General features: G+C 56.1%; 21 protein-coding genes and 1 pseudogene. 10 read left to right on the plus strand and 12 right to left on the minus strand.

The window, feature by feature from the left end; translation table 11 throughout:
- The coding region (locus G394_RS0115675) for an integrase core domain-containing protein (protein ID WP_028578470.1) at window positions 1-289 on the plus strand (289 nt) is incomplete at its 5' end.
- Between the two features lie 190 nt (window positions 290-479).
- Entirely contained in the window at window positions 480-794 is a 315-nt protein-coding gene (locus G394_RS0115680; protein WP_028578471.1) for a cupin domain-containing protein, read from the plus strand.
- Between the two features lie 211 nt (window positions 795-1,005).
- Here G394_RS0115680 and G394_RS0115685 read toward each other — a convergent pair whose 3' ends face one another.
- The 5 genes from G394_RS0115685 to G394_RS0115700 form a co-directional block, all read right to left on the minus strand.
- On the minus strand, window positions 1,006-1,599 hold the full coding sequence (locus tag G394_RS0115685; RefSeq protein WP_028578472.1) for an EF-hand domain-containing protein: 594 nt from the start codon (window positions 1,597-1,599) through the stop codon (window positions 1,006-1,008).
- Window positions 1,600-1,714: 115 nt separating this feature from the next.
- Window positions 1,715-2,035 carry a hypothetical protein gene (locus G394_RS0115690; RefSeq protein WP_028578473.1) on the minus strand — a complete coding sequence of 107 codons (321 nt, stop codon included), beginning with the start codon at window positions 2,033-2,035 and terminating at the stop codon, window positions 1,715-1,717.
- Between the two features lie 216 nt (window positions 2,036-2,251).
- Window positions 2,252-2,917 carry a PEP-CTERM sorting domain-containing protein gene (locus tag G394_RS20925; protein WP_084435743.1) on the minus strand — a complete coding sequence of 222 codons (666 nt, stop codon included), beginning with the start codon at window positions 2,915-2,917 and terminating at the stop codon, window positions 2,252-2,254.
- Window positions 2,918-3,176: 259 nt separating this feature from the next.
- Window positions 3,177-3,992, minus strand: a complete 816-nt coding sequence (locus tag G394_RS0115695) for a ZIP family metal transporter (RefSeq protein WP_028578474.1) — start codon at window positions 3,990-3,992, stop codon at window positions 3,177-3,179.
- A gap of 150 nt (window positions 3,993-4,142) precedes the next feature.
- Window positions 4,143-4,679 (minus strand): dihydrofolate reductase family protein, encoded by a 537-nt coding sequence (locus G394_RS0115700; protein WP_028578475.1) that lies wholly within the window; start codon window positions 4,677-4,679, stop codon window positions 4,143-4,145.
- A gap of 396 nt (window positions 4,680-5,075) precedes the next feature.
- On the opposite strand from G394_RS0115700, the gene G394_RS0115705 reads away from it, so the two are divergent.
- Both G394_RS0115705 and G394_RS21310 read left to right on the plus strand, forming a co-directional pair.
- Window positions 5,076-6,371: a hypothetical protein gene (locus G394_RS0115705; protein WP_028578476.1), complete on the plus strand. Its 1,296-nt coding sequence runs from the start codon at window positions 5,076-5,078 to the stop codon at window positions 6,369-6,371.
- A 107-nt stretch (window positions 6,372-6,478) separates the two neighbouring features.
- A pseudogene (locus tag G394_RS21310) lies at window positions 6,479-6,612 on the plus strand (integrase core domain-containing protein); the annotation flags it as partial.
- On the opposite strand, the gene G394_RS21460 reads toward G394_RS21310, so the two are convergent.
- From G394_RS21460 to G394_RS20425, 4 genes are all read right to left on the minus strand, one after another.
- Window positions 6,605-6,805 carry a hypothetical protein gene (locus G394_RS21460; protein WP_169725579.1) on the minus strand — a complete coding sequence of 67 codons (201 nt, stop codon included), beginning with the start codon at window positions 6,803-6,805 and terminating at the stop codon, window positions 6,605-6,607. The pseudogene G394_RS21310 and the gene G394_RS21460 sit on opposite strands and share 8 nt — an antisense overlap.
- Before the next feature lie 785 nt (window positions 6,806-7,590).
- Window positions 7,591-8,922, minus strand: coding sequence for a B12-binding domain-containing radical SAM protein (locus G394_RS19550; protein ID WP_245578358.1), 1,332 nt, complete (start codon window positions 8,920-8,922; stop codon window positions 7,591-7,593).
- 224 nt (window positions 8,923-9,146) lie between these two features.
- Entirely contained in the window at window positions 9,147-11,291 is a 2,145-nt protein-coding gene (locus G394_RS20420) for an aldehyde ferredoxin oxidoreductase N-terminal domain-containing protein (RefSeq protein ID WP_028578477.1), read from the minus strand.
- Between the two features lie 25 nt (window positions 11,292-11,316).
- The gene (locus G394_RS20425) at window positions 11,317-11,988 is read right to left on the minus strand and encodes a 4Fe-4S dicluster domain-containing protein (protein ID WP_051307253.1); all 672 of its coding nucleotides are present in this window, start codon (window positions 11,986-11,988) and stop codon (window positions 11,317-11,319) included.
- A gap of 557 nt (window positions 11,989-12,545) precedes the next feature.
- Between G394_RS20425 and G394_RS0115725 the strand changes: the two genes are divergently transcribed.
- From G394_RS0115725 to G394_RS21675, 5 genes are all read left to right on the plus strand, one after another.
- Window positions 12,546-13,688, plus strand: coding sequence for an iron-containing alcohol dehydrogenase (locus G394_RS0115725; RefSeq protein ID WP_028578478.1), 1,143 nt, complete (start codon window positions 12,546-12,548; stop codon window positions 13,686-13,688).
- On the plus strand, window positions 13,688-14,893 hold the full coding sequence (locus G394_RS0115730) for an ATP-binding protein (protein ID WP_028578479.1): 1,206 nt from the start codon (window positions 13,688-13,690) through the stop codon (window positions 14,891-14,893). The genes G394_RS0115725 and G394_RS0115730 overlap by 1 nt, the downstream gene beginning before the upstream one ends.
- A 10-nt stretch (window positions 14,894-14,903) precedes the next feature.
- Window positions 14,904-16,256, plus strand: coding sequence for a sigma-54-dependent transcriptional regulator (locus G394_RS0115735; RefSeq protein ID WP_245578360.1), 1,353 nt, complete (start codon window positions 14,904-14,906; stop codon window positions 16,254-16,256).
- 156 nt (window positions 16,257-16,412) lie between these two features.
- Window positions 16,413-16,874: a substrate-binding periplasmic protein gene (locus G394_RS0115740; protein ID WP_028578481.1), complete on the plus strand. Its 462-nt coding sequence runs from the start codon at window positions 16,413-16,415 to the stop codon at window positions 16,872-16,874.
- 59 nt (window positions 16,875-16,933) lie between these two features.
- Window positions 16,934-17,053, plus strand: coding sequence for a transporter substrate-binding domain-containing protein (locus G394_RS21675; protein ID WP_245578361.1), 120 nt, complete (start codon window positions 16,934-16,936; stop codon window positions 17,051-17,053).
- Window positions 17,054-17,184: 131 nt separating this feature from the next.
- Here G394_RS21675 and G394_RS0115750 read toward each other — a convergent pair whose 3' ends face one another.
- Window positions 17,185-18,030 carry a transposase gene (locus G394_RS0115750; protein WP_028578482.1) on the minus strand — a complete coding sequence of 282 codons (846 nt, stop codon included), beginning with the start codon at window positions 18,028-18,030 and terminating at the stop codon, window positions 17,185-17,187.
- A gap of 392 nt (window positions 18,031-18,422) precedes the next feature.
- Here G394_RS0115750 and G394_RS0115755 point away from each other — a divergent pair, with 392 nt between their 5' ends.
- Complete coding sequence (locus G394_RS0115755) at window positions 18,423-19,919, plus strand: ATP-binding protein (protein ID WP_028578483.1); 1,497 nt, start codon at window positions 18,423-18,425, stop codon at window positions 19,917-19,919.
- Window positions 19,920-20,138: 219 nt separating this feature from the next.
- Here G394_RS0115755 and G394_RS21850 read toward each other — a convergent pair whose 3' ends face one another.
- The gene (locus G394_RS21850) at window positions 20,139-20,285 is read right to left on the minus strand and encodes a helix-turn-helix domain-containing protein (protein ID WP_084435748.1); all 147 of its coding nucleotides are present in this window, start codon (window positions 20,283-20,285) and stop codon (window positions 20,139-20,141) included.
- A gap of 164 nt (window positions 20,286-20,449) precedes the next feature.
- The coding region (locus tag G394_RS0115765) for a transposase (RefSeq protein WP_028578485.1) at window positions 20,450-20,669 on the minus strand (220 nt) is incomplete at its 5' end.

The raw sequence follows: 20,669 nt of genomic DNA on the forward strand, positions 1-20,669 counted from the left end.
GAAGGCGCTGCTCAAATGGGCGGCTCGGGAGTCTCTGGATTTGGCGCTGATTGAGCCTGGGAAGCCATGGCAGAACGGTTTGAACGAGAGTTTTAACGGCAAATTTCGCGACGAATGTCTGTCGATGGAATGGTTCCGGTGTCGGGCCGAGGCGCGGGTTGTGATCGAGGAATGGAGGCGGCACTACAACTCCGTTCGCCCGCATTCAAGCCTGAACAACATGACGCCAGAACATTTCTGTCGGCAGTATGGAAAAAACATGAACCGTGGGGAAACCCTCAAGAATTGAGTGGTCCGAAGTTTCCCGGCAGGTCAGTTGGCGCAAAGAAAACGTGCTTTCCGGAAAATCGTTCCCGGACGTCAATTTTCGAATGCAGGTTGACACGGGGCTGATAGCGCACAAAGTACATGGTAAACCGGAATTTTGACATTGCCTGCAAACAGTATTTATGTCCGGCAATAGCCGCAAGGAGATACATATGAAAAAAGTCAATTTGATCGAAGCCAACGGCTTCAACGACCTGGGACTGAAGAAGCTGCTGGTCCACGAATCGCCCTATTTCAAGATCCTGAACTTCAACTTCAAGGCTGGACAGCAATTGCCCATCCATTCCCATGACATCGAGGGCCAGCTTTCCATTCTCATCCTGGAAGGCGAAGGCGAATTCTTGGCCAAGGACGGGACCGTGCCGGCAAAAACCGGCGACGTCCTCGTTTGCGACATTGCCGTGCCGCACGGGATCAGGGCGATCACAGACATGCGCACCGTGGTCACCATCGCCCCGCCGATTTGAACGAAGACAGAATGATAATAAGGATCAAGACGGTCGCGTCTTCCGACAGTAGCTCTGCGAAATGAAAGCATGTGCTCAGGGTTCCGGTTAGCAGCCGTGACCCTGAGTGCTTTTCAGGCATCGAAGGATGAGGAGTGTCGGCAAGCCAAAGCAAGACAAAACCACGTTACCCGCTGCGGCTGATCTGTCAAACGGCACCCGGAAAGCTCCGTCAGACTTTTTTCCGCAGTGTGGACGGGGTCGAGCTCTCTTGGATTGAGGAGTAATAGCTGGAAAGCTTGGCGTCATGGACCTTGAGCGCGGCCTGCATTTCCGCCAACTCAATGCTGCCATTGCCGCTGGTGTCGATTTCATTGAACGCGGTGGCGGACACGGACGTTTCCTGCCGGGACAACACTCCGTCCGAGTTCGCATCCATACGCTTCATGTATTCCCTGGCCGCTTTTTCCGAGGCGGAACTATCGTCCTGCTTGGCCGAGTCCCCCAGGATGCCCGCCAGCAAGTCCTGGGACTTGGCCGCTCTTCGTTGGGAAACGAAGAAAGAATAGACATCCTTGCCATGCCCCGCCATAGCGGCATCAATTTCCTCCTGGGTGACCTTGCCGTCCCTGGACGCATCGAGACGCGCAAAGGCTTCGGCGGACAGGGTCACTTCGTCCTGGGTAACGACGTCATCCTTGTTCGCATCCGCGTCACGAAAGCATTTCCGTGCGCCGATTTTTGCGAACAGTTCGTTCTGACTCGCCTCGCCATTGCCGGACAGCTGTGACGTGGCCTCAAGATATTGCCTGGAACTGACACGCATGATTTGCCTCCTCCGAGCGTTCAAGCAACACACATGCCAGAACGCCAGCACGTCGCAACAACATGCCGGGAGACAGCCAAGCTACGTCCGACCGCTTCGGTGAGCAAATGTCACTCTAATCAATCTTGTTCGAGAATCTGATATGCTTGCTGTACAACGGAAGCGTCATCATTGCGGCGCCCACGATCATCAGAAAGATGGAGGCCGGCACATCATTTTTCATCCCGGGACGACCCGGCATGAGCACCGAGAACTCAAGAGGTGCGGTGAAGGCGTAGATGATTGTGAAAAATCCGCCCAGCACGGTGAATATTTTCAGCGAGTATTGAAACGTGACATGATTGCTGAATTTTCTTTCCACATAGATATAGATCGGAAAGTATATGAAAGGAATGAAAAAGAAACTCGACCCAAAGAATGACGCGATGCTGGACATGTTCCGTACCCTCTCGTGTCAAAATGGTCCATTTCGAAAGAATGCGCTTCATCCTGAATAGTTCCGCTATTCGAATGATATTACTCACTGGTGAGTAATGCAATCCTGTCGCACAAAGATTTTTTCCAGGACTGGGTTTAGCAGAATCCATGTCGGCTCGACAAAAAGAAGCGGGGCATACGCCCCGCTTCTTTTTTTACCGAGTTGATGCGCTTGCTATGAATTGGTATTGCGCCGAGAAAACGCCAATACAACCAGGCCAAGCCCAAGAAGAGCGACTGAAGTTGGTTCTGGCACGCTATTTACCGTTGAGCTGAATGCAATATCTTGAATCGCGAAGAAGTTACCATCAAGTTCTATATGCCCTATGCGCTCACCTGCCGATGCAGACACTCCCCACAAGCTGAACATGTCATTCAGTAGCTGATTGTTGAAGGTGCCAAGCAACGCATTGCTGTCGTCGTAAACACGAATTTCCTCTACAGCAGTATCAAATTCAACTAATCCGAACCCAACGGCGGATACATATGCGCCATTGAAATCTATATTCAAGATGCCATCCCAGCTGCCGAAGGGTCCGATCTCATTGCTGAAGTTGACGTTTCCCGTATCGGAACCACCGAAGGTGCCGACTTTGGTCGAAAAAGTGACGAGCGGAGAATAACTTGTGCCATCGTTGCTCGATGCTGCGCTAAAACTGATGTATGTGTATGGACTGCCAAGTGCTGAATTGAAAGCTGCCGATACCGTATCGGAGTTGTACGTAAAACCAGTCATTGGTTCTGTGTATGTAAGCAAAGCAGCTGAAACAGGATTGGCGCCGAGCAGGAGCATGACGACTGCAGGGGCCAATAGAGCGCGGAACTTGGGCAGGAACTTCATATGACCTCCGAATCTAACAAGTGTGAGCCACAGGGTGCAATGAAGTTTGCTTTAAGCACGTTCCGTGCCAGCTTTACAACATATTGATTTGTATGATATGCTTTGCTTGCAGATTGTCGATCTGTAAAGAAATTCGACATGTGACTGAGAAGATAACCATGCGGCATGACGGGCAAACAAATAGCTGGACTCAATCCCCGCTTCCTGTCTGCCCGGGGACAAGGGTAGATCCGCCCCACTCGCCTTATGAAATCGGCCGTCACCCCAGCGCCACATCCAGGATCATCATGATCGCGAAGCCACCCATGGTTGACATGGTCACATGATCGATATGTTCGGGTTTTCGTTGAGATTCAGGGATGAGTTCCTCGACGACGACAAAGATCATCGCCCCGGCGGCGAAACACAAGGCATACGGCAGCAGCTCCTGCATCCTGAGCACGAAGAGTGCGCCGAGCACGCCGGCGACGGGTTCGACCAAGCCGGAGTACTGGCCCATGACAAAGCTCTTCCAACGGCTGAGACCCTCACGGCGCAGCGGCATGGATACGGCCGTGCCTTCAGGGAAGTTCTGGATGCCGATTCCCAGTGCCAGCGCCACCGCACCGCCGATGGTCGCCGAAGGCAAGCCCGCGGCAACCGCGCCGAAGGCCACACCCACGGCCAAACCTTCAGGGATGTTGTGCAGTGTGATCGCCAGAACGAGCAGAGTGCTGCGCTGCCAGGATGTCTTCACGCCTTCGGCGTCCGTGACGCACATGCCCGGATGAATGTGCGGCAGAAATATGTCGATGAGGCGCATGAATACGCCGCCACCGAGAAAGCCGATGACCGCCGTGAGCCAAGCCGTCTGGCCCAACTGCTCGGCTATCTCTATGCCGGGGGCAAGGAGCGACCAGAAACTGGCGGCAATCATGACTCCGGCCGCGAAACCCATCATGCAGTCAAGCAGTCTTTGATTGACCGTTCTGCCCAGGAATACCAAGGCAGCCCCTGCAGCGGTCACACCCCACGTAAAAAGGGTTGCCAGCAATGCCTGGATTACGGGATTCAGGTTCAAGAAGAATTCCTGCATTCTCGCGCCTCCCAAGAAATATTCGGATCAAATTGATAAGACGCAGGATTCAGTGCACGTGAGCACCGCATACGTCACCCAAGCACGAAAAACAGACTATGTAAAATCCCAACATACAAATCAACAGTTCTGAAGTCTCACGTTCGCAAGTCACTTCAGTATACGGTAACTGGATTGAACGAGACCGGAAGGAAATGTTCGGCTACACACCAGTTCCAGGTCAATGTCCTGCGCCAGATCCCCAAACAAAGGTTTTCCGCCGCCGATCAGAACCGGGACAGTCGTGATGACCATGTCATGGATCAGTCCGTCCCGGAGGAAAGACTGTATCACCTGTCCGCCGTCGACATAAACCCGGCGAATGTTTCGTCCCGGCAAATCCTCCAGCAACTTCCTGGGGTCAAGACCGGAAAACTGAAGTTTGCCCTTCAGTTCCTCGGGGACTCTGGATCCGGCGAGTTGTTTCGACAGTACGATGACGGGACGGTCATAGGGCCATTTGTCGAAGGTGGCGACCTTTTCATAGCTCCCTCGTCCCATGACGATGGCGTCCTTGTCGGCGATGAAATCCGTGTAGCCATGATCCTCTTCCGGATCATCCCTCTGCAACAGCCAACTTATGTCTCCGTCGTGCCGGGCGATGAAACCGTCCAAGCTGACGGCGATGAACACATGCGCAGTGATCATGGCGTTTTCCTTTTTTGAACAATGAAGACGTGATACACGTTGAGGCAGTATGCGGGACGTTAGCCTCTGTGCATTGGCGAGACAAGGGTGAGTCTGACCCCATTGCCCTCCCCGTACTGACCCAACCGGGGCGGCCTCCGCACAGACGCCGCCCCGTTCTCCGTCTCCACGCCTGCGCCGGGCCTCCCGCTTCCGGGCGGGCCCGTCCTCCTGATGCTTTCCGCGTTTCCGTCCAACGGTAGCCCGATATCCGGGAAAATTATAGACCGCAGGCGCGAAAATGCATTAGGAGCATGAATAATCACACGGCCGTGGTCGAGACGGCCGGCTTCGCGCCTGGAAGCAGGATCTGTTCACGATGCGCCCGGGGCGTCGGGCGCACCGCAAGGGGGGCATATGAAAACCGTTCCGGAGAATCTCGGCTTCAAGGACATGGCGGCTTTTCCTCTTCTGGAGGCGCTGTTGGGGCGCCGCTCGCGGAGATTCTTCATGGGCGCGGAAATTCCGGACGGGGTTTTCGCGTACGCGTCAAAGCGCTCTCCCCTGCCCCTTTCCGAACTGGAAAAGATGCTGGTCGTCTCGGCCTGCGGAGGCAACACCGCCTGGAACAATCTCATCTACCGCGCAAAGCGGTACGCGCCGCACATCTCCAATTACGCCGGGTCGGCCGGCGGGCGGACCTTCCCGTCCGCGGCCGGTTTCCACACGAGCCAGACGTTCTTCACCGACGACGATGGCGTCTACATGCTCGACATGCGCGATGCACCCTCGTTCGGGCCCATGCTTCAAGACGGGTCGCTGAACCTGGATGCCTTCGTGGAGAACGTCCGCAAGCGGGTGCGCAGGATCAGCCAAGGGCGTCTGAAGGTCCCTTCCGAGGTGCCGTACACCGAGGCGCACAACACGTGGGTGTTCAACAAGCCGTCCACCCTCGTCGTATTCCCCGTCGGGGACCTGGCGCAGCACGTCCTGCTGAACATCTGCTACATGCTGCAGAACGGCCTCGTGCTCCACGACGACATCAACGGGCGTCCGATCCCGGGGATCGAGCGTTTCGGGGACATCGTCGACGTGAAGTCCACCTGGCCCATCACATTCATGGAGCAGTGGTCCCTCTCGGAAATCACGGTCGAACTCGCCACGAGCTGCTACGCGGGAACGCTGATGCTCCAGGCCATGGGCCTCGGCGGCTGGATGTTCAACGGCGTCGACGCCTTCTCCGTCCTTGGCGCCAGCGGAAACCCGGAGGTCCCCGGCCTGGGGTTCAGATACGACGCCGACGAGCGCTGGCCCTACCCCAACCCTACGGGGCTGGAGGGCGTCATGGAAGGCTACTGCCCGCCCCACTACCCCGACATGCGTTCGGCGGTGGAGGCCCTCTGCGAGAGAAAATTCGGTCCGGGCGGCCCCTACCACCCCGGAACACCAGGCCCCTGGAAGGACAGCCGCCGGGTCCGCTCCGCCGCGCAGGCGCATGACGAGAGATTCCGGGAATGCGTGGCGCACCAGGCGCAGTACCTCTTCGACGCCTTCGGCAAGTTTCCGGCCACCGTGCCGTCGATGTTCATGATCATGTACCTGCAGGCCCATCACCTCGATCCGGATTTTTACGACGCCTTCTACGAGCCGGGCTCCTATCTGAGGACGCACGCCATGCACATGGCCAACTGGCACCCCGATGCGAAGGAGTGAGGCTCCGGCCCGTCCGGGCGGTTTTTCGGGCAGGCGCACGCAAGCGCACGCTTGACCGCGATGCGCGGACGCATTTTCGGGCATCCAAAGCCTCCGTTGAACACGTGGCGGGGGTTATGATCGAGGAATTGAGGCTGCACTACAGCTCCGTTCGCCCGCATTCAAGCCTGAACAACATGACGCCCGAACACTTCTGTCAGCAGTTTGAAAAAAAATGAATCGTGGGGAAACCTTCAAGAATCGAGTGGTCCGAAGTTTCCCGGCAGGTCATCTTCAATCTTTTCTTTTAAAATCATTCTATACAAATTAGGTTCTGATCCTGCAAACTGAATCCCTGTAACGTCTTTAATTTTCTCAGCAATTGATAAAGCTTCTTTTGTGCCAATGAACTGCGCTATTCTTTCAGGATTTATATACCAAGCTATTGTTCTCATTCATCCCCCTTAGCGCCGAAGGCGTCCATCGAACGATAAGTTAACTGGACGCCAACTCGAAACCGATTAACTTTGGTTTTAGGTAAATGCACTTGATACCGATTCGTTGGCTACGAGAGAAAAGGGGTCAAGTCGCGCTTTGACTTTTCTTGAATGCTACCCGAACAGACATCTTCACATTTAAGGTGGAATCCGGGCCAGATCTTAAACTTGAATTATCCCAAGAAGGCAGTGTCACCAGATCATTCCTTGAAAAAAGCGACTTTCATTGATCATCAACCGGAGTCACAATTTTTTTCGTACCGTCGTTACAACATAAGTTGCACAAACGGCAACTACTTCTTTTGTCATACATAGTCCACCAAAGAACTGCCGAACAATACGAGGCAAAGGAGTCAGGTCTGCTTTTGGCGGAAGTATCAACTGACTCCCCTTCAACCTTCGAATGAGAATTCTTTTCTGAATTTCGCTACAAGAAAACCAATATCAACAGCAACTACTTATTTTGTCATACATAATCTCAGTATCGCCTATCTAGCCATACGTACCTGCTCTAATGCAAAAAGCCACCCGTTGCCGGATGGCTTCTCCCTGAATCGTCAGACACAACACGCAAAACCCACACCCGAAACCACAACATAAAAAACCGTGTCATAAGTCAAAACGAGACTTGCCCTCTTTGACCCTGCTTGCCGGGTACGATTTTTTCTGGCCTGCATGTGTTCCCATTCCCAGATGCATGAACAATCCCCTCCACTTCGCAAACAGTCCGAATGCACTGGCCCTTACGCCGGCATGACATTGGCGCCGTGGAGCCTGCGCAGCCGGAAATAGCCCTCGTCAAAGCCCATCTCGCAGAGTTGCTCGTAAAACTCGGGGCTGATGCCCCTGGTGAGCATAAGCTGCAGCATGATCAGGCCATCGACGTCATATTCTCCCGTGTACAGAGGAGGGGCGGCGTCAGTCAGCCAGTAGCCGTCGTTGATCAGGCCCTGGCGTTTGGAAAGTTCGTACAGCGCGGTGCCCGGCAGAATTGTGGTGATACCGATGGTGGGCATGGTCGCCGGGCGGATCGCGTTTACGAGGTCCACGGTCTCGGCGATGGTCTGCGGAGTTTCCCCGGGGTTGCCGACCATGAGAAAGCAGCATGGCTCGATCCCCGCCCGATGCGTCAGGGCAAAGGCCTCGGCAACCTGGTCCACAGTGAAGCGTTTGTTGATGGAGCGCAGTATTTTCGGACTTCCCGACTCCACGCCGTAATACACCCTGTAGCATCCGGCGCGTCGCATCCACGCCAGCATTTCACCATCCACGCAGTCGACGCGCGTTTCAGCCATCCAGACGATCTCAAGCCTGCGGTCGATGATCGCCTTGCATATCTCCATGACCCGCTCCGGCAGGAGCGAGAAAAGGTCGTCCGAAAAATACACGTGCCGCACGCCGTAGCGTTCGACCAGGATTTCAAGCTCATCGACGACATGCGCCGATGACCGGAACGACCAGCTCCCGTCGAAAAACCGGTTCACCGAACAGAATTTGCATTTGAAAGGACACCCCCTGGAGGTGATGACGTGCGTTCCGGGCAGGTTTTGGAAGATGTCCGGTATTTCGGGAGACTTGTACAAGGACAGGTCAAAGGTATCGTAGGCGGGAACCGGGAAGACATCCAGGTTTTCTGTCCGGGGACGATGCGCGGTGGCAACGGTTTTCCCGCCTTGGCGATAGACGATGCCCGGCACACTGCTCAAATCCGCCCCGCTTTCCAGCGCCGCCGCCAGCTCGACCATGGTCGCTTCGCCCTCGCCCAGGACCACGACATCGACATCGCCGCCGGCCAGCACATGTTCAGGAAAAAAGGTGGCATGCGCTCCCCCGGCGACCACCGTAGCCCCAGGCAGGACCTTGCGGGCCAGCGCCGCGGTCCGCATGGCGTTCGCCCGGCCGAACGTGAAACAGCTCACCCCCACGACGTCAGCGTCGGACTCGGCCAGAAGCTGTTCAACCTCCTCCCATCCGGCATCGTGCAGGTCCGCCATGCCGGCCTCGAAGCCCGCGGCGCGCATGGCTGACGTCAGGGCGGCGATTCCGAGCGGGACCCATGTCTTGGGGGCCAGCATGTCCGGCTCCAGAGTCGTGGGGTTCATCATGCGCAGGCCGGGAGGGGACAGGAAAAGAGATTTCATGGGTACTCCGTGAACAGGGCCGGGGACATGGCGTCCCCGGCCTGCCCGACTCGTCACGGGTTCTAGAGGGTCTGTCCGGAACCGATTTCCGGAGAAAGCCTGCGACTCCCGGAAAGGACACCCCCCTGCTGAAGGAGGACTCAGGAGGGCGTCAAATCTCAGGCCGGAAGCCGGAAGCCCTTGGCCTCGAAGGCTGCAGCGACATCGCCCATGCCCAGAGCCTCGAGGCTCGATCGTTTCGGCAACCCCGTTTCCGTGTCCCACCCCATGAAAGTATAGTATTCCGTCTTCGCCTGTTCAAAGTTGTCCCGATCAAGGGGCGGATGAGGGTGCTCGGCCGGCGGATACGGCGGCAGAAGCCGCCCTTCCGACGGCGTGAAGAAGTGGTCCGGCAGCTGGTCGTGCTCCTTGCGCAGGTTGACGGCCTTGCCGCCGCCCCATTCCAGGGCGGTCACCAGCCTGTGCATGTTCCAGATTCTGGCCGCCCGCTGGTTCAATTTTTCCTGATTCATCTTTTCGCCGGTAACCAGTTCGAACAGCTTGTATTCGACGGACACGTCTCCCGTGTATTTCCGGTCTTCACGCCCGCTGGTCATGATAGGATAGACCCAGTCGCAGACCGTGATGCTGTCCTTGATGCACGCCCGCATGTGAATGAAACGGCCGAGGGCGGCATGGGCCTTGGCCGATTTCTCCCCGTTCCATTTGATGGGGATATCGCGCTCGCGCCAGATGTCGTTCAGCCCGTTTTCCGCGATCTCGTCGCCCCAGATCGTCTTGGCAACGGGCAGGGCCTGCTCGAACTTCAAGCCGGTCCATTCGAGGAGGTTGGTCATGGAGTGACGGTTCGGATCACGGTTTTCCACCGCGAAATTCAGGGCCCAGTAATAGCCGTACGTCCGCGGGTCATAGTGGGCGGACATTCCCCATCCGCCGTTGCCGCCGACAACGCCGCCCATGATGCCCTCCATGTTTTCGAAATGCAGGACCCGTGCGGCCACATCCTTCAGGCCCAGGGACTCGAGACGCGCGGCGATGATGTCAACGGCCCTGCGGAACCCTTCCGCCAGGCAGTCGCCGAGAAACTCTTTGCGGTAGGCGATCATGTTCATCAGGGTCTCCAGGCCCTCGGTGCCCAGGTCGCCCTTGGGCGGATAATGGCCCTTTTCCAGGCCGGCCTGGATTTCGGCGGAGACGAGCTTGTTGTCGCGCATGTGCTGCAGGAGGCTTTTGCCGTTCACGACCTCGTCCTGCAGGTACCAGACGAACTGGATCATGGGGAACATCTCGAAGGTGTCCACCCCGAGCTTGTTAGCCAGCTGATTGGCAAGGAAGGTCGCCTTGTCCTTGTTGCCCATCCAGGAATAAAACCACTGCGTGCAGCTCACGGCGCCCCCGCCCATGCCCGGCACGTTCATGTACGCATAGCAGCCCTGGGGGCAGGAATAGCAGGACTGCGGCTTGACGTGGTACTCGTTGAGCCACGGCGCGCAGCTCTTGGTCTGGTCGAACCGCAGCGCCTGCTTGTTGATGTCCTTCGGGTCGATGTGCTTCTCGGTCCAGCTCAGGGGCCCGGTGGACAACGGCGTCGAACCGAGGGGGCCGGGCTGGATCTCGCGCACGCTCTTCACGTACTTCACCAGGCCCTTTTTGTCGGCGACCTGAACCCCTCCCGTGCCTCGGACGCACACGGCCTTGAGGTTCTTGGAGCCCATGACCGCCCCGAATCCGCCCTGCCCGGCGGCGTTGCCGATGCGGTGGATGATGGGGGAAATGCGCACCAGCCTTTCTCCCGAGGGGCCGATGATCGCGATCTGCACCTTCTCGTCGCCGAGCTTTTCCTTGAGGGCATCCTGCGCTTCGAAGGTGTCCTTGCCCCAGATGAACCCCGCGTCCTCGATGGTCACGGAGTCGTTGTGGATATTGATGTACACGGGTTTGGGAGCCTTGCCCTGGATGATCAGGGCGTCGTAACCGGCGAATTTCAGCTCGGCCCCCCAATAGCCGCCGAAACCGCTCCTGGTGACCAGGGGATGCTTCGAGTTTGGGGCATACACATGGGGGGACACGCCGATGACCTCCGACCGCCCCGTTGAGGGGGCAAGGGTGCCGGTCAGCGGGCCGGTGGCGAAGACCAGCCGGTTCTCGGGGCTGAACGGATCAGCCAGAGGGGCCTCGTCAAACACGACCTTGTAGCCGATGCCGATGCCGCCGGTGTAATCGATATATTTTTCCGTTTTTTCCTGGGTGATCTTCCCGTTGCTCAGGTCAACGCGCACGATGGTTCCCATCCATCCGTTCATAGCGGGGTCTCCTTGGTAAAAATGGTTATCTCATGTCGACAAACGATATGGCGTCCGCGGGACAGTACTTTACGCACTGCGGGTCGCCGCCGCAGAGATCGCACTTGGAAAACAGGCCCGTCTCATCGTTTTTGACGATTTTATCCCAGGGACAGGCCGCGAAGCACTCACCGCAGCCGGTGCATTTCGTGGGGTCGATGATCCGGGCTCCGGTCTCCTTGTCCAGAATGAGCGCGTCATAGGCGCACGCAAGATAGCAGTCGGCCATGTTGCACTGGCGGCAGACGTCGGCCATGGCCGCGAATTTGGCCAGGGTCCCGGTCGGGTCGAAGGTTGTGGTGATCCGGCTCAGGGACGGCTGGCAGACCCCTTCGTGACTCAGCGAGCAGACGATCTCGCAGGTCCGGCAACCGACGCACATGTTTGGGTTGGTCACCAGCCAGGCCCGCGTGTTGGGGAGTTGGTCCGGCGTGATCTCGCGGTTGTAATGCTTCGGGTTGAAATTCTTGGGCGCCGCGACCGCCCCCTTGACCACGCTGGCCCCGATAACGGCCTGGATGCCCAGATACTGAAGCATCTTGCGGCGACTCAACGGTCCAAGTTGCGACGACTCGTCCACCGGAACCTCGGCCTGCTTACTCTCGGTTTTCCGGTTTTCAAAAACACCTTGCCACTTTTCAAACACGTTTTTGCTCACGGTTGCCTCCTGTTGGAATGCACAGTTGTGAAATCCTGTTTCCACCCCTTGAGCAAGATGAAGACCACGTTTACGGCGCCCACTCCCGCGAAGCCGAAACGGTCTGGTCATGAGGCAATACTGTCTTTGGATTCAAGAAGTTGTGCGAATCTGGATTCGAAAATCCGGGCTGGCGCAAGGGGGCATGAGGCCGCAAGGCTGAGACGCGGGCCGGAGTCAGTGTGACTCCGGCGAATGCATGCTAGGGGTCAATGTGACCCCTGGCATTGCGAGACGCTGTGACGCCAGGGGGCAAAAGCTCGCGTGGGAGATTTCGGCGGTCAGGAGTGAGGCGAGGGTTCGCGGGCCAAAACAACCCCGAAATACTCGCAGATGCCGCAACAGGTTCCATTCCAGGCTTGCCTTTTGCTGCGAAAAGGTCGTAATGACAAAGTGTTATCGAAAAAGCACTTTGTGTCCGTCCCTACCCTCATTCCACCCGGCGGACAAACACCCTCCAAGCTGGACCATTATTTGTAATGCAGTGCTCACAACGTCACTCAGCGGAGGAATCAGTCATGGACGCCTACAAATTCGCCATCCCGGAAATCATTTTCGGACGTGGAAGCCTCAAATACGCCAGCATCTGCGCACAGCAGCTCGGCGCTTCCAGAATATTCGTCGTGTCGGACGCCGGGGTGGAAAAGGCCGGCTGGGTGGACAAGCTCTTCGACATCCTGCGGGCGCAGAACCTCGATTTCGTGTATTTCAACGACATTTCACCCAATCCGCGCGATTTCCAGGTCCACAACGGAGCGAAACATTACGAGGAAACAGAGGCGGATGTGGTACTGGCCCTCGGCGGCGGGAGCGTCATGGACGCGGCCAAAGGCATCGCCCTGGTGGTGAGCAACAAGGGGGACATCAAGGACTACGAAGGAGCAAACCACGTCAAGAAACCCCTTCCTCCCATGGTCTTCATTCCTTCGACCATCGGCAGCGAATCCAATATCTCCCAGTTCACGGTCATTACCGATGTCGAACGCCACATCAAGATGACCATCATCAGCCGGACGCTGGTTCCGAATATCTCCATAACCGATCCGACCCTGCTCGGAACCCTGAACCGGGAACTGCTCATCGCTCCCCTGTTCGATTCCATTGCCCATGCGGTGGAATCCTACGTCTCTCCGCTGGCCAGCCCGTTGACGGAGGTCCAGTCCAGAAGAGCGCTCGATCTGCTCATCAGGCATCTGCGGCCCGCCCTGGAAGAATTCCGGCTGGACGACCTCGAACAGCTGGCCGTGGCCGGAGCCTGTTCGGGCATGGCCTTCACCAACGCAAGCGTCGGCCTCGGACATGCGTTGGCCCACGCCTTGGGCGGCATGTACGACATGGTGCACGGCATCGCCCACGCAATGCTTCTGCCAAGCGTCATGCGCTTCAATCTGCCCGCCTGCACGAGCAAGATGGCCACCATCGGCAAGATCATCACCGGCAAGACTTTCGCCACGGACGAGGCCACGGCGCAGGCGGGCATCGAGGCTCTGGAGGAACTGCGCGCCGAAATCGGCATTCCGGCACGCCTCCGGGAAATCCTGCCGGACAATACCATGCTGCCGACCATGAGCCGGAACGCCGCAAAGGATATCTGCCTCCTGACCAACCCGCGCCCTGCTACGTGGAAAGATATCCTCAATATCTACTACGGGGTGTGGTGATGACCGACAACGCCAATCTCGGAGACATCTGCGGTATCGAATCGATAAAGCTTGGATTCTTCCGCGAGGTCCAACGGAAAATCACTGAGCTCAAAAAATCCAACACCACGATCGAGCAGAAACGGCAGGACGTACAGAGCATCCTGGACGGCATTCCCGATGTCATCGCCGTGCTGTCCATGGATTTGGCCCTGCATTCCGTCAACAAGGCATTCTACAGCACGTACGGGGGAATCGCGCCTGAAGGGCTGCACTGCTACCAGGTCTTCAAGGGCCGCACGGAGCCCTGCAGCTCCTGCCCCGTGGCTCTCGCGCTGGAGAGTTCCACGCAGGTCGCCCGGGGCCTGCAGATCCTCAACTGGCACGGTGAAAAACGGCAGATCGAATGCACGGCCTCCATCATGCACACCCAGGAAGGCAAGCCGCACAGGGTCCTCCTGCTCCAGCGCGACGTCACCCTCGAAAAACAGTTCCAGGTCAAATATTTTCAGGCGGAAAGAATGGCCACCATCGGCATCCTGGCCGAAGGCGTGGCCCACGAGATCAACAACCCCCTCACCGGCATCGGGGGGTTTGCCGAGGCCCTGAGCCTGAAACTCGACGAGTTGAGGGAAGTCGCCGCGCTCTGCAACAAAACCGGGCTGATCGAGGATTTCGAGGAGTACCTGCAGACCATCCTCCGGGAATGCCAGCGCTGTTCGGACATTGTCCAGAATCTCCTGACCTTCGGCCACCGCGAGATAAACTTCCATGTCACGATCAACCTGAACGACGTGGTCCGGAATTCCATCCAGCTGCTCGGCCCCCGTCTCAGCCGCCTCTCGCCCGGCATCGTCCATCTTGAACTATCCGAGAGGGAACCCGTTGTGCTCGGACATCCGGGAGAACTCATGCAGATCGTTCTGAACCTCGTGCTGAACGCCCTCTATGCCGTCCAGGAGGCCGGAGACGTCACCATGAGCACCCAGATCAAGGGCAACATGGTCATTCTGCAGGTTCACGACACCGGGATCGGCATCCAGGAAGACCATATCCCCAAGCTCTTTGAACCGTTCTTCACCACCAAGCCTCCCGGACAAGGCATAGGTGTCGGCCTCTCGACCTGCTACAACATCATCAGCAAACACGGCGGCTACATCACCGTGAACAGCGAACCGGGGCACGGAGCGACGTTCGAGGTCATTTTGCCATACTATTCAGACTAGGACCGGAAACATGTACACGACAGACGCCATGAATCTTCTGGTTGTGGACGACGAACCCTCCATCTGCAGGCTGGCGCAAAAGGAACTGGCTTCGTCCGAGACGATCGTGACCACGGCGAGTACCGCTGCGCAGGCCATGGCCATCAGCGGCGAACAGGATTTCGATGTCATTCTGCTTGACGTGCGCCTGCCCGACGGACACGGGCTGACCCTGCTCGAACATTTCCGGGGCACCCTGCCTGATGCCGAAGTTGTCATGATCACGGGGTATTCGGAGGTCAGCGTCGCCGTCGATGCAATGAAGATGGGGGCCCATGACTACATCACCAAGCCCTTTTCCCTGAAACAGATCAAGCAGGTCATCGAAAAGGCCTACCAATGTTCCAGGCTGCGCAGGGAAAACCGCACCCAGGGCAGTTCCGGCACGCTGAAATCGGAACGCGAACTCATAGGGCTCTCCCCGGGCATGAAGCGGGTGGGATTCCTCATCAACAAGGTCGCGCGGACCCGGGCGCCAGTGCTCATTACCGGCGAAAGCGGCGCCGGCAAAGACGTGGTGGCCAATGCCATCCACAGCAAAAGCCTGTGTGCGGACAAAAAGCTGATAGTGAAGAACTGCGGCACGTTCAACAAGGACCTGTTGCGCAGCGAACTCTTCGGATACAGGAAGGGAGCCTTCACCGGCGCCCAGGAGTCGCAGGACGGCCTGCTCTCCCTGGCAAACAACGGGTCCCTCTTTCTGGACGAGGTCGGAGAACTGTCCATGGACGTGCAGTCAATGCTGCTGAGGGTGCTGGAGACCCAGAAATACAGGCGCGTTGGAGACACCGAGGAACGAACGGTGACCGTCCGCTTCCTTTTCGCCACGAACCGGGATCTGGCCAGGGAGGTGGAGGCCGGCAGGTTCCACGAGGCCCTGTACCACCGGCTCAACATTTTCCGCATAGAAATCCCGCCACTGCGGGAACGCCCGGAAGACATCCCCGTCCTGACCGAATATTTCCTGGGCCATCTGTACCCGGAAAAACCGCCCTACAGGATTTCCAAGCGCACTATGGAATGTTTCATGGCCTACCACTGGCCGGGAAATGTCCGGGAATTGCGCAATGTCATTGAGAGAGCCATCATTCTGGCCGAAAACGAACTCCTGACCGCCCACTCCCTCCCCCGGGAAATCATCGCGAAATGCAGCGAGTACAAGGATCGCGCGAAGCCTTCAATGTCCCTTGAGGACAATGAAAAAGAGCTTATCCAGAAAGTTCTCAATCTTGTCGGAAACAATCGAAACGAAGCAGCAAGAATATTGCACATTGGAAGGAAGACGCTGTACAGAAAAATATGCAAATTCAATATACCGACATAAAATTAGTTATCGCGACGAAACGTGGAAAACAAAGGAAAAAGTTTGAATTTAACAAAAACTTGCGGACTATTCTTGATGCTTCCATCAAAAATATTTACATAAATGGATGTCGGTGCATACGCAGAAGTTACAAATAGGAAAGCCACCCGTCACCGGATGGCTTTGCATTCTCAGGTCCACCCCGGCATCGACATGGAGATAGCCATGCAGGCCTTGGACAACATGGGGATCGGAACAACCGTCCGCATGGTCCCCTTCAAGCGGGTCTTGGCCATGCTCAAGGAGGGTCAGGCGGACCTGACCACGTCCTTGAGTTTCCGGCAGGATCGGGATTCCTACCTGCTGTGGTCGCGGACGTACCGCACCGGCGCGAGCTACGCGTTTTTCTGCAGAAAGGGTTCGGCCTTCATGCCCGGACGGCTCGAGGACTTGAGGGGCCGCGCCGTGGGGGTGGCGCGCGGCTTCGTCTTTCCGCCTACCTTCGCCGACGATCCGGCCATAAGGAAGGTCGAGGCCCCGCATATCGCCAGTCTGATGCACATGCTCCTAGCGGGGCGGTTCGACGCCCTCATCGTCAACAGCCTGGCCGACGCTATGAACTGCTGGCCACCGGCCTGATCGGCGAGGTCGAGCAGGCTCCGTTCGTTCTTGTGACTCCAGACGACAAGGGGACGTTCATGGGGTTTTCTAGGGCCCGCACCCGGCCGGAACTCGTGGAGCGGTTCAATGCCGAGATCGAGAGGATGGAGGCCGACGGCACCATCCGGCGGATCAAGGGCAAATACCTGGAGAATTGAGGGGACGCCGGCAAGCCAGAGAGGGGAATCCGGAGTCGGGGGGAATCCGGGGTCAGGGAATCCGGGGTCAGGGAATCCGGGGTCAGATCTTGAATCTTGAGGGAATCCGGGGTCAGATCTTGAATCTTGAATTATCTCATTTTCCGAAGAATTTTACTCACTGATGAATAATGCAGTCCTGTTGCGGCAGCGACTTCTGCCTGAGAATAGCCGAATTCATTGCAGGCCTTGAGGGTGGCTGCATCGCGGGTTGCGCGGCCTCCTGAGTCTGCCAAGACATCTTCCAAGGCCGGTCGGTCGGCAAAGCGCTGGGCGCGCGGAATTTCCCTGAATGCGCTCCTGTCCTTGAGAATGGGAAACAGCTTTTCCAGAAACGCATCGTCTCCCAGGAGACATTGCCCTTTCAGATCCTGCCAGGGCGACTTTGAATCAAGACCCGCTTGGACGAAGAGACGACAATCTTTCCGAGCGCGGGTTCGATCAGCCCCAAACTGTTCAAGAATCCAATCCACCGCAAGAAAATCCGGCTTCTTTATGAATCCGGCCGTGGCGCGGTAGCTAGACCAGAAATACTTCCCCGGTTCTTTGACTATCCCGGCCCTCACAGGATTGAGGACAATGTACCGGCACAGTTCGAGAAGGTACGCTTCCCGGTCAACGACAATGGCCTTGAACCGCCCTTGCAGCACATGCCCTACCCGGCCATGCCGACGGTTGAATGCCTGCGTGTACACGCCGTTGAGTTGCCGCATGGCTTTGGAAAGATTTGCGTCCGGGGTTTCGAGCAGCAAATGGAAGTGATTCGTCATCAGGCAATAGCCATGACAAATCACGTTGAACCGGCGCAACGTCATCCCGAGCACGGAAAGAAAGGTGGTCCTGTCGATATCGTCCAGAAATATGGAAGATTGTGCATTGCCCCGGGAAGTCACATGGTAGATGGCTCCCGGAAATTCTATGCGGAGTGGGCGGGCCATGGAGATGAGTTACTCCAGAAAAATTCAAGATTCAAGATCTGACCCCATTCTCCCGTTTGAAGGGAACACAGGCACAAATGAAAGACTACAGGCTCTAAGCAATGACAAGTATAGACGACTGAAATGTTTTCAAAAAATATCATCCAGAGTTCAACCATGAAAAAAGTTGTTGTTGATTTTTCAGTAACTCCCAAATATTTCGGATAGGCAAACAATGAATAGAAAATTGAATTTCATGATTATGAATCATGCTTTTTTTCAGAATTTGCAACCATCTCGTTTTATGTTATAAATAAATTATATATATCAAAAATTCTGTTACAGAGTCGAAGTGAAATTGTACAATGTTAAGAACTTGAAAAAAAATCTGATGGAGTGCAGGAACACAAAGCATGGAATATATAGACTCTCTCACGTTAAAATTACCTGCGGACGCATCGTATATTCCCATTGCGACCTTTGCAGCCAAGCATTGCGCTCAGCGCCTCGGCTTTTCGGACGAGGACGCCGAAAAAATTTTCCTGGCCATGGAAGAGGCATGCGTCCATGCCTTTGAATTCGGTTACGGAGGCGACAGGGAGACGCTATTAATTACGATCTCCCGCACATCTCTTGGCATCCGCTTGGCGACCACATTCCACGGCCTGCCCTTGAAAGTCGAACTGTTGCCCAAATACGATCCGGCCAGAGCCCTGGAATACGGCGATGTCACGGGCATAAGCCTCCTTCTCATCGAGAGGATGCTCGACAGCGCATCCTTTTCTTCTGGTCCTGACGGCCTTCGGACTGTATCCATGGACAAGCACCTCCCGGCGCACATCGCTGCCAATACCGCACAAGCTGCGAGACCCTTGGAACCAGACGACAACGCAGATCCAACCCTCCGCCAGGCGTTGCCGGAAGATGCCGAAGCTATATCCCGCCTGGCCTTTCAATCTCATGGGAATGTCCTGTTCAATGAAAACATCTACTACCCTGACCGTGTCCGGGAAATGATTCATTCCGAGGAAATGACCTCGGTTGTGCTGGAGACTGCGAGCAGGCGCGAGATTGTTGGCCATGGGGCGCTCGTCAAAAGCGCTCCTGAGGCTCATGTCGAAGAAATGACGTTTGGGATTATGAATCCGGGCTTCAGGTCCCGAGGCGGCGCGACCGCCATGGCGAACTTCTTAGAGAGGAACGCTGTGGAGCGTGGAGTATACGCCATCGAGGTATTTGCCGTGACCAGCCATGTCCATTCGCAGCGATCAGTTCTGAGCAACGGTTTTTTAGAATCCGGACTGCTCCTGGACACAATCTCCGCGTCCCGTTTCTGGGTGGACAGTGAAGCTGTCAGGCCGCGAATTGGGAGTGTGATTTACACTAAGTACCTCAAAGGTATTGCCACGAAAGTATTTCATGTCCCTGACCATCATAGGCAGATTGTCGAGCGTATATATGCGCAGCACGGCTTTGTGGTAACTATGGAAGACAGGCTCCCGGACGAGTTTGCGCCAGATGGCGAGGCGACCCTGTGGAGCACGTTGGATATAGTGGAAGGATGGGCCATGATCGGCATAGACGGATATGGACGTGACGTACTGGCCCAGGTGTCTGAAAGAGTGCGACACGCCTGCGCCCAGGGAATCACGGCAATCCAGATGGCCCTCCCGCTTGAGGACCCTGTCACTAGGACGATGACCACAGCTTTTGAGGACATGGGATTCTTCTTCGCCGGGGCTTGTCCAGTATATGACCGCAAGGAGTGTCTCATCCTCCAGTTTATCAATTCCCCACAAACAGAATACGAAACCATAAACGTTCAATCGGACTTTGCTCATGAGATCAAACAGTACGTCATGTCGTGTGACCCGCGTGCAAACCCCCAAAGCCGGAACCAGATCTCATAGAATCAGGAATGAACAAATCTGTGCTTCCAATAGCCGGAAAAGGCAAAAGCGGACATTCCCATTGTTGCTCTTACCACATATGTCATGGTCGGAGACAAAGCAAAATTTCTCGCCGAAGATATGAGCATCTACCTCAGCAATCCAGTCAACTGACGACTTGAACAATGCTATGGCTACGGAATATAAACGCGGGAGCAGGGTCAGATCTTGAATCTTGAATTATCCCATTTTCCGAAGAATTTTACTCACCGATGAATAATGCAATCCCGTCGCGGCAGCTACTTGTGCCTGAGTGTAGCCAAATTCATGGCAGGCCTTGCGGATGGCGGCATCGAGAAATCGAGGGTCAGGTCTTGAATCTTGAATTTGCCATCATCCACCAAGTCCGGCAGGCGGCATGAGGCGCTGACTTTAGTTGTGTGCGTCAAGTTCTGCAAATTCTTCCACGACATGATGGGTAACCTCAAGCAGCTGGCGACCGAGAATGGGCCCACCCAGAGCTCGTCGGAGGTCGCCAGATGCGTTCTCCATTAAGCAACCAGTTCCATCAATGCTTTCTTCTTTAACTCTGTGAGCAGGCTCATATCCAGGTATCTGTTTGCCTCGATCCAGTTCTCATGCGTCTCTACCGCAAGGGCTCGGATCAAGCGTAAGCAGCTTTCTTCATTGGGAAATATCCTGACAACCAATGTCCGACGTTTGATCTCTTCATTGAGTCTTTCCAGCATGTTGGTCGACTTCAGATGCTTG

The organism is Desulfomicrobium escambiense DSM 10707 (genome assembly GCF_000428825.1).
GTDB classification, from domain to species: Bacteria; Desulfobacterota; Desulfovibrionia; order Desulfovibrionales; family Desulfomicrobiaceae; genus Desulfomicrobium; species Desulfomicrobium escambiense.

What these genes read in the sequence shown, in the direction of transcription:
- G394_RS20925 (WP_084435743.1), bottom strand. Translation starts at nt 2,917, where the DNA reads ATGAAGTTCCTGCCCAAGTTCCGCGCTCTATTGGCCCCTGCAGTCGTC.
- G394_RS0115740 (WP_028578481.1), top strand. Translation starts at nt 16,413, where the DNA reads ATGGCTTTGCATTCTCAGGTCCACCCCGGCATCGACATGGAGATAGCC.
- G394_RS0115685 (WP_028578472.1), bottom strand. Translation starts at nt 1,599, where the DNA reads ATGCGTGTCAGTTCCAGGCAATATCTTGAGGCCACGTCACAGCTGTCC.
- G394_RS21460 (WP_169725579.1), bottom strand. Translation starts at nt 6,805, where the DNA reads ATGAGAACAATAGCTTGGTATATAAATCCTGAAAGAATAGCGCAGTTC.
- G394_RS0115700 (WP_028578475.1), bottom strand. Translation starts at nt 4,679, where the DNA reads ATGATCACTGCGCATGTGTTCATCGCCGTCAGCTTGGACGGTTTCATC.
- G394_RS0115690 (WP_028578473.1), bottom strand. Translation starts at nt 2,035, where the DNA reads ATGTCCAGCATCGCGTCATTCTTTGGGTCGAGTTTCTTTTTCATTCCT.
- G394_RS0115695 (WP_028578474.1), bottom strand. Translation starts at nt 3,992, where the DNA reads ATGCAGGAATTCTTCTTGAACCTGAATCCCGTAATCCAGGCATTGCTG.
- G394_RS0115735 (WP_245578360.1), top strand. Translation starts at nt 14,904, where the DNA reads ATGTACACGACAGACGCCATGAATCTTCTGGTTGTGGACGACGAACCC.
- G394_RS21675 (WP_245578361.1), top strand. Translation starts at nt 16,934, where the DNA reads ATGGGGTTTTCTAGGGCCCGCACCCGGCCGGAACTCGTGGAGCGGTTC.
- G394_RS20420 (WP_028578477.1), bottom strand. Translation starts at nt 11,291, where the DNA reads ATGAACGGATGGATGGGAACCATCGTGCGCGTTGACCTGAGCAACGGG.
- G394_RS0115680 (WP_028578471.1), top strand. Translation starts at nt 480, where the DNA reads ATGAAAAAAGTCAATTTGATCGAAGCCAACGGCTTCAACGACCTGGGA.
- G394_RS0115755 (WP_028578483.1), top strand. Translation starts at nt 18,423, where the DNA reads ATGGAATATATAGACTCTCTCACGTTAAAATTACCTGCGGACGCATCG.
- G394_RS0115750 (WP_028578482.1), bottom strand. Translation starts at nt 18,030, where the DNA reads ATGGCCCGCCCACTCCGCATAGAATTTCCGGGAGCCATCTACCATGTG.
- G394_RS0115705 (WP_028578476.1), top strand. Translation starts at nt 5,076, where the DNA reads ATGAAAACCGTTCCGGAGAATCTCGGCTTCAAGGACATGGCGGCTTTT.
- G394_RS19550 (WP_245578358.1), bottom strand. Translation starts at nt 8,922, where the DNA reads ATGCTGGCCCCCAAGACATGGGTCCCGCTCGGAATCGCCGCCCTGACG.
- G394_RS0115730 (WP_028578479.1), top strand. Translation starts at nt 13,688, where the DNA reads ATGACCGACAACGCCAATCTCGGAGACATCTGCGGTATCGAATCGATA.
- G394_RS0115725 (WP_028578478.1), top strand. Translation starts at nt 12,546, where the DNA reads ATGGACGCCTACAAATTCGCCATCCCGGAAATCATTTTCGGACGTGGA.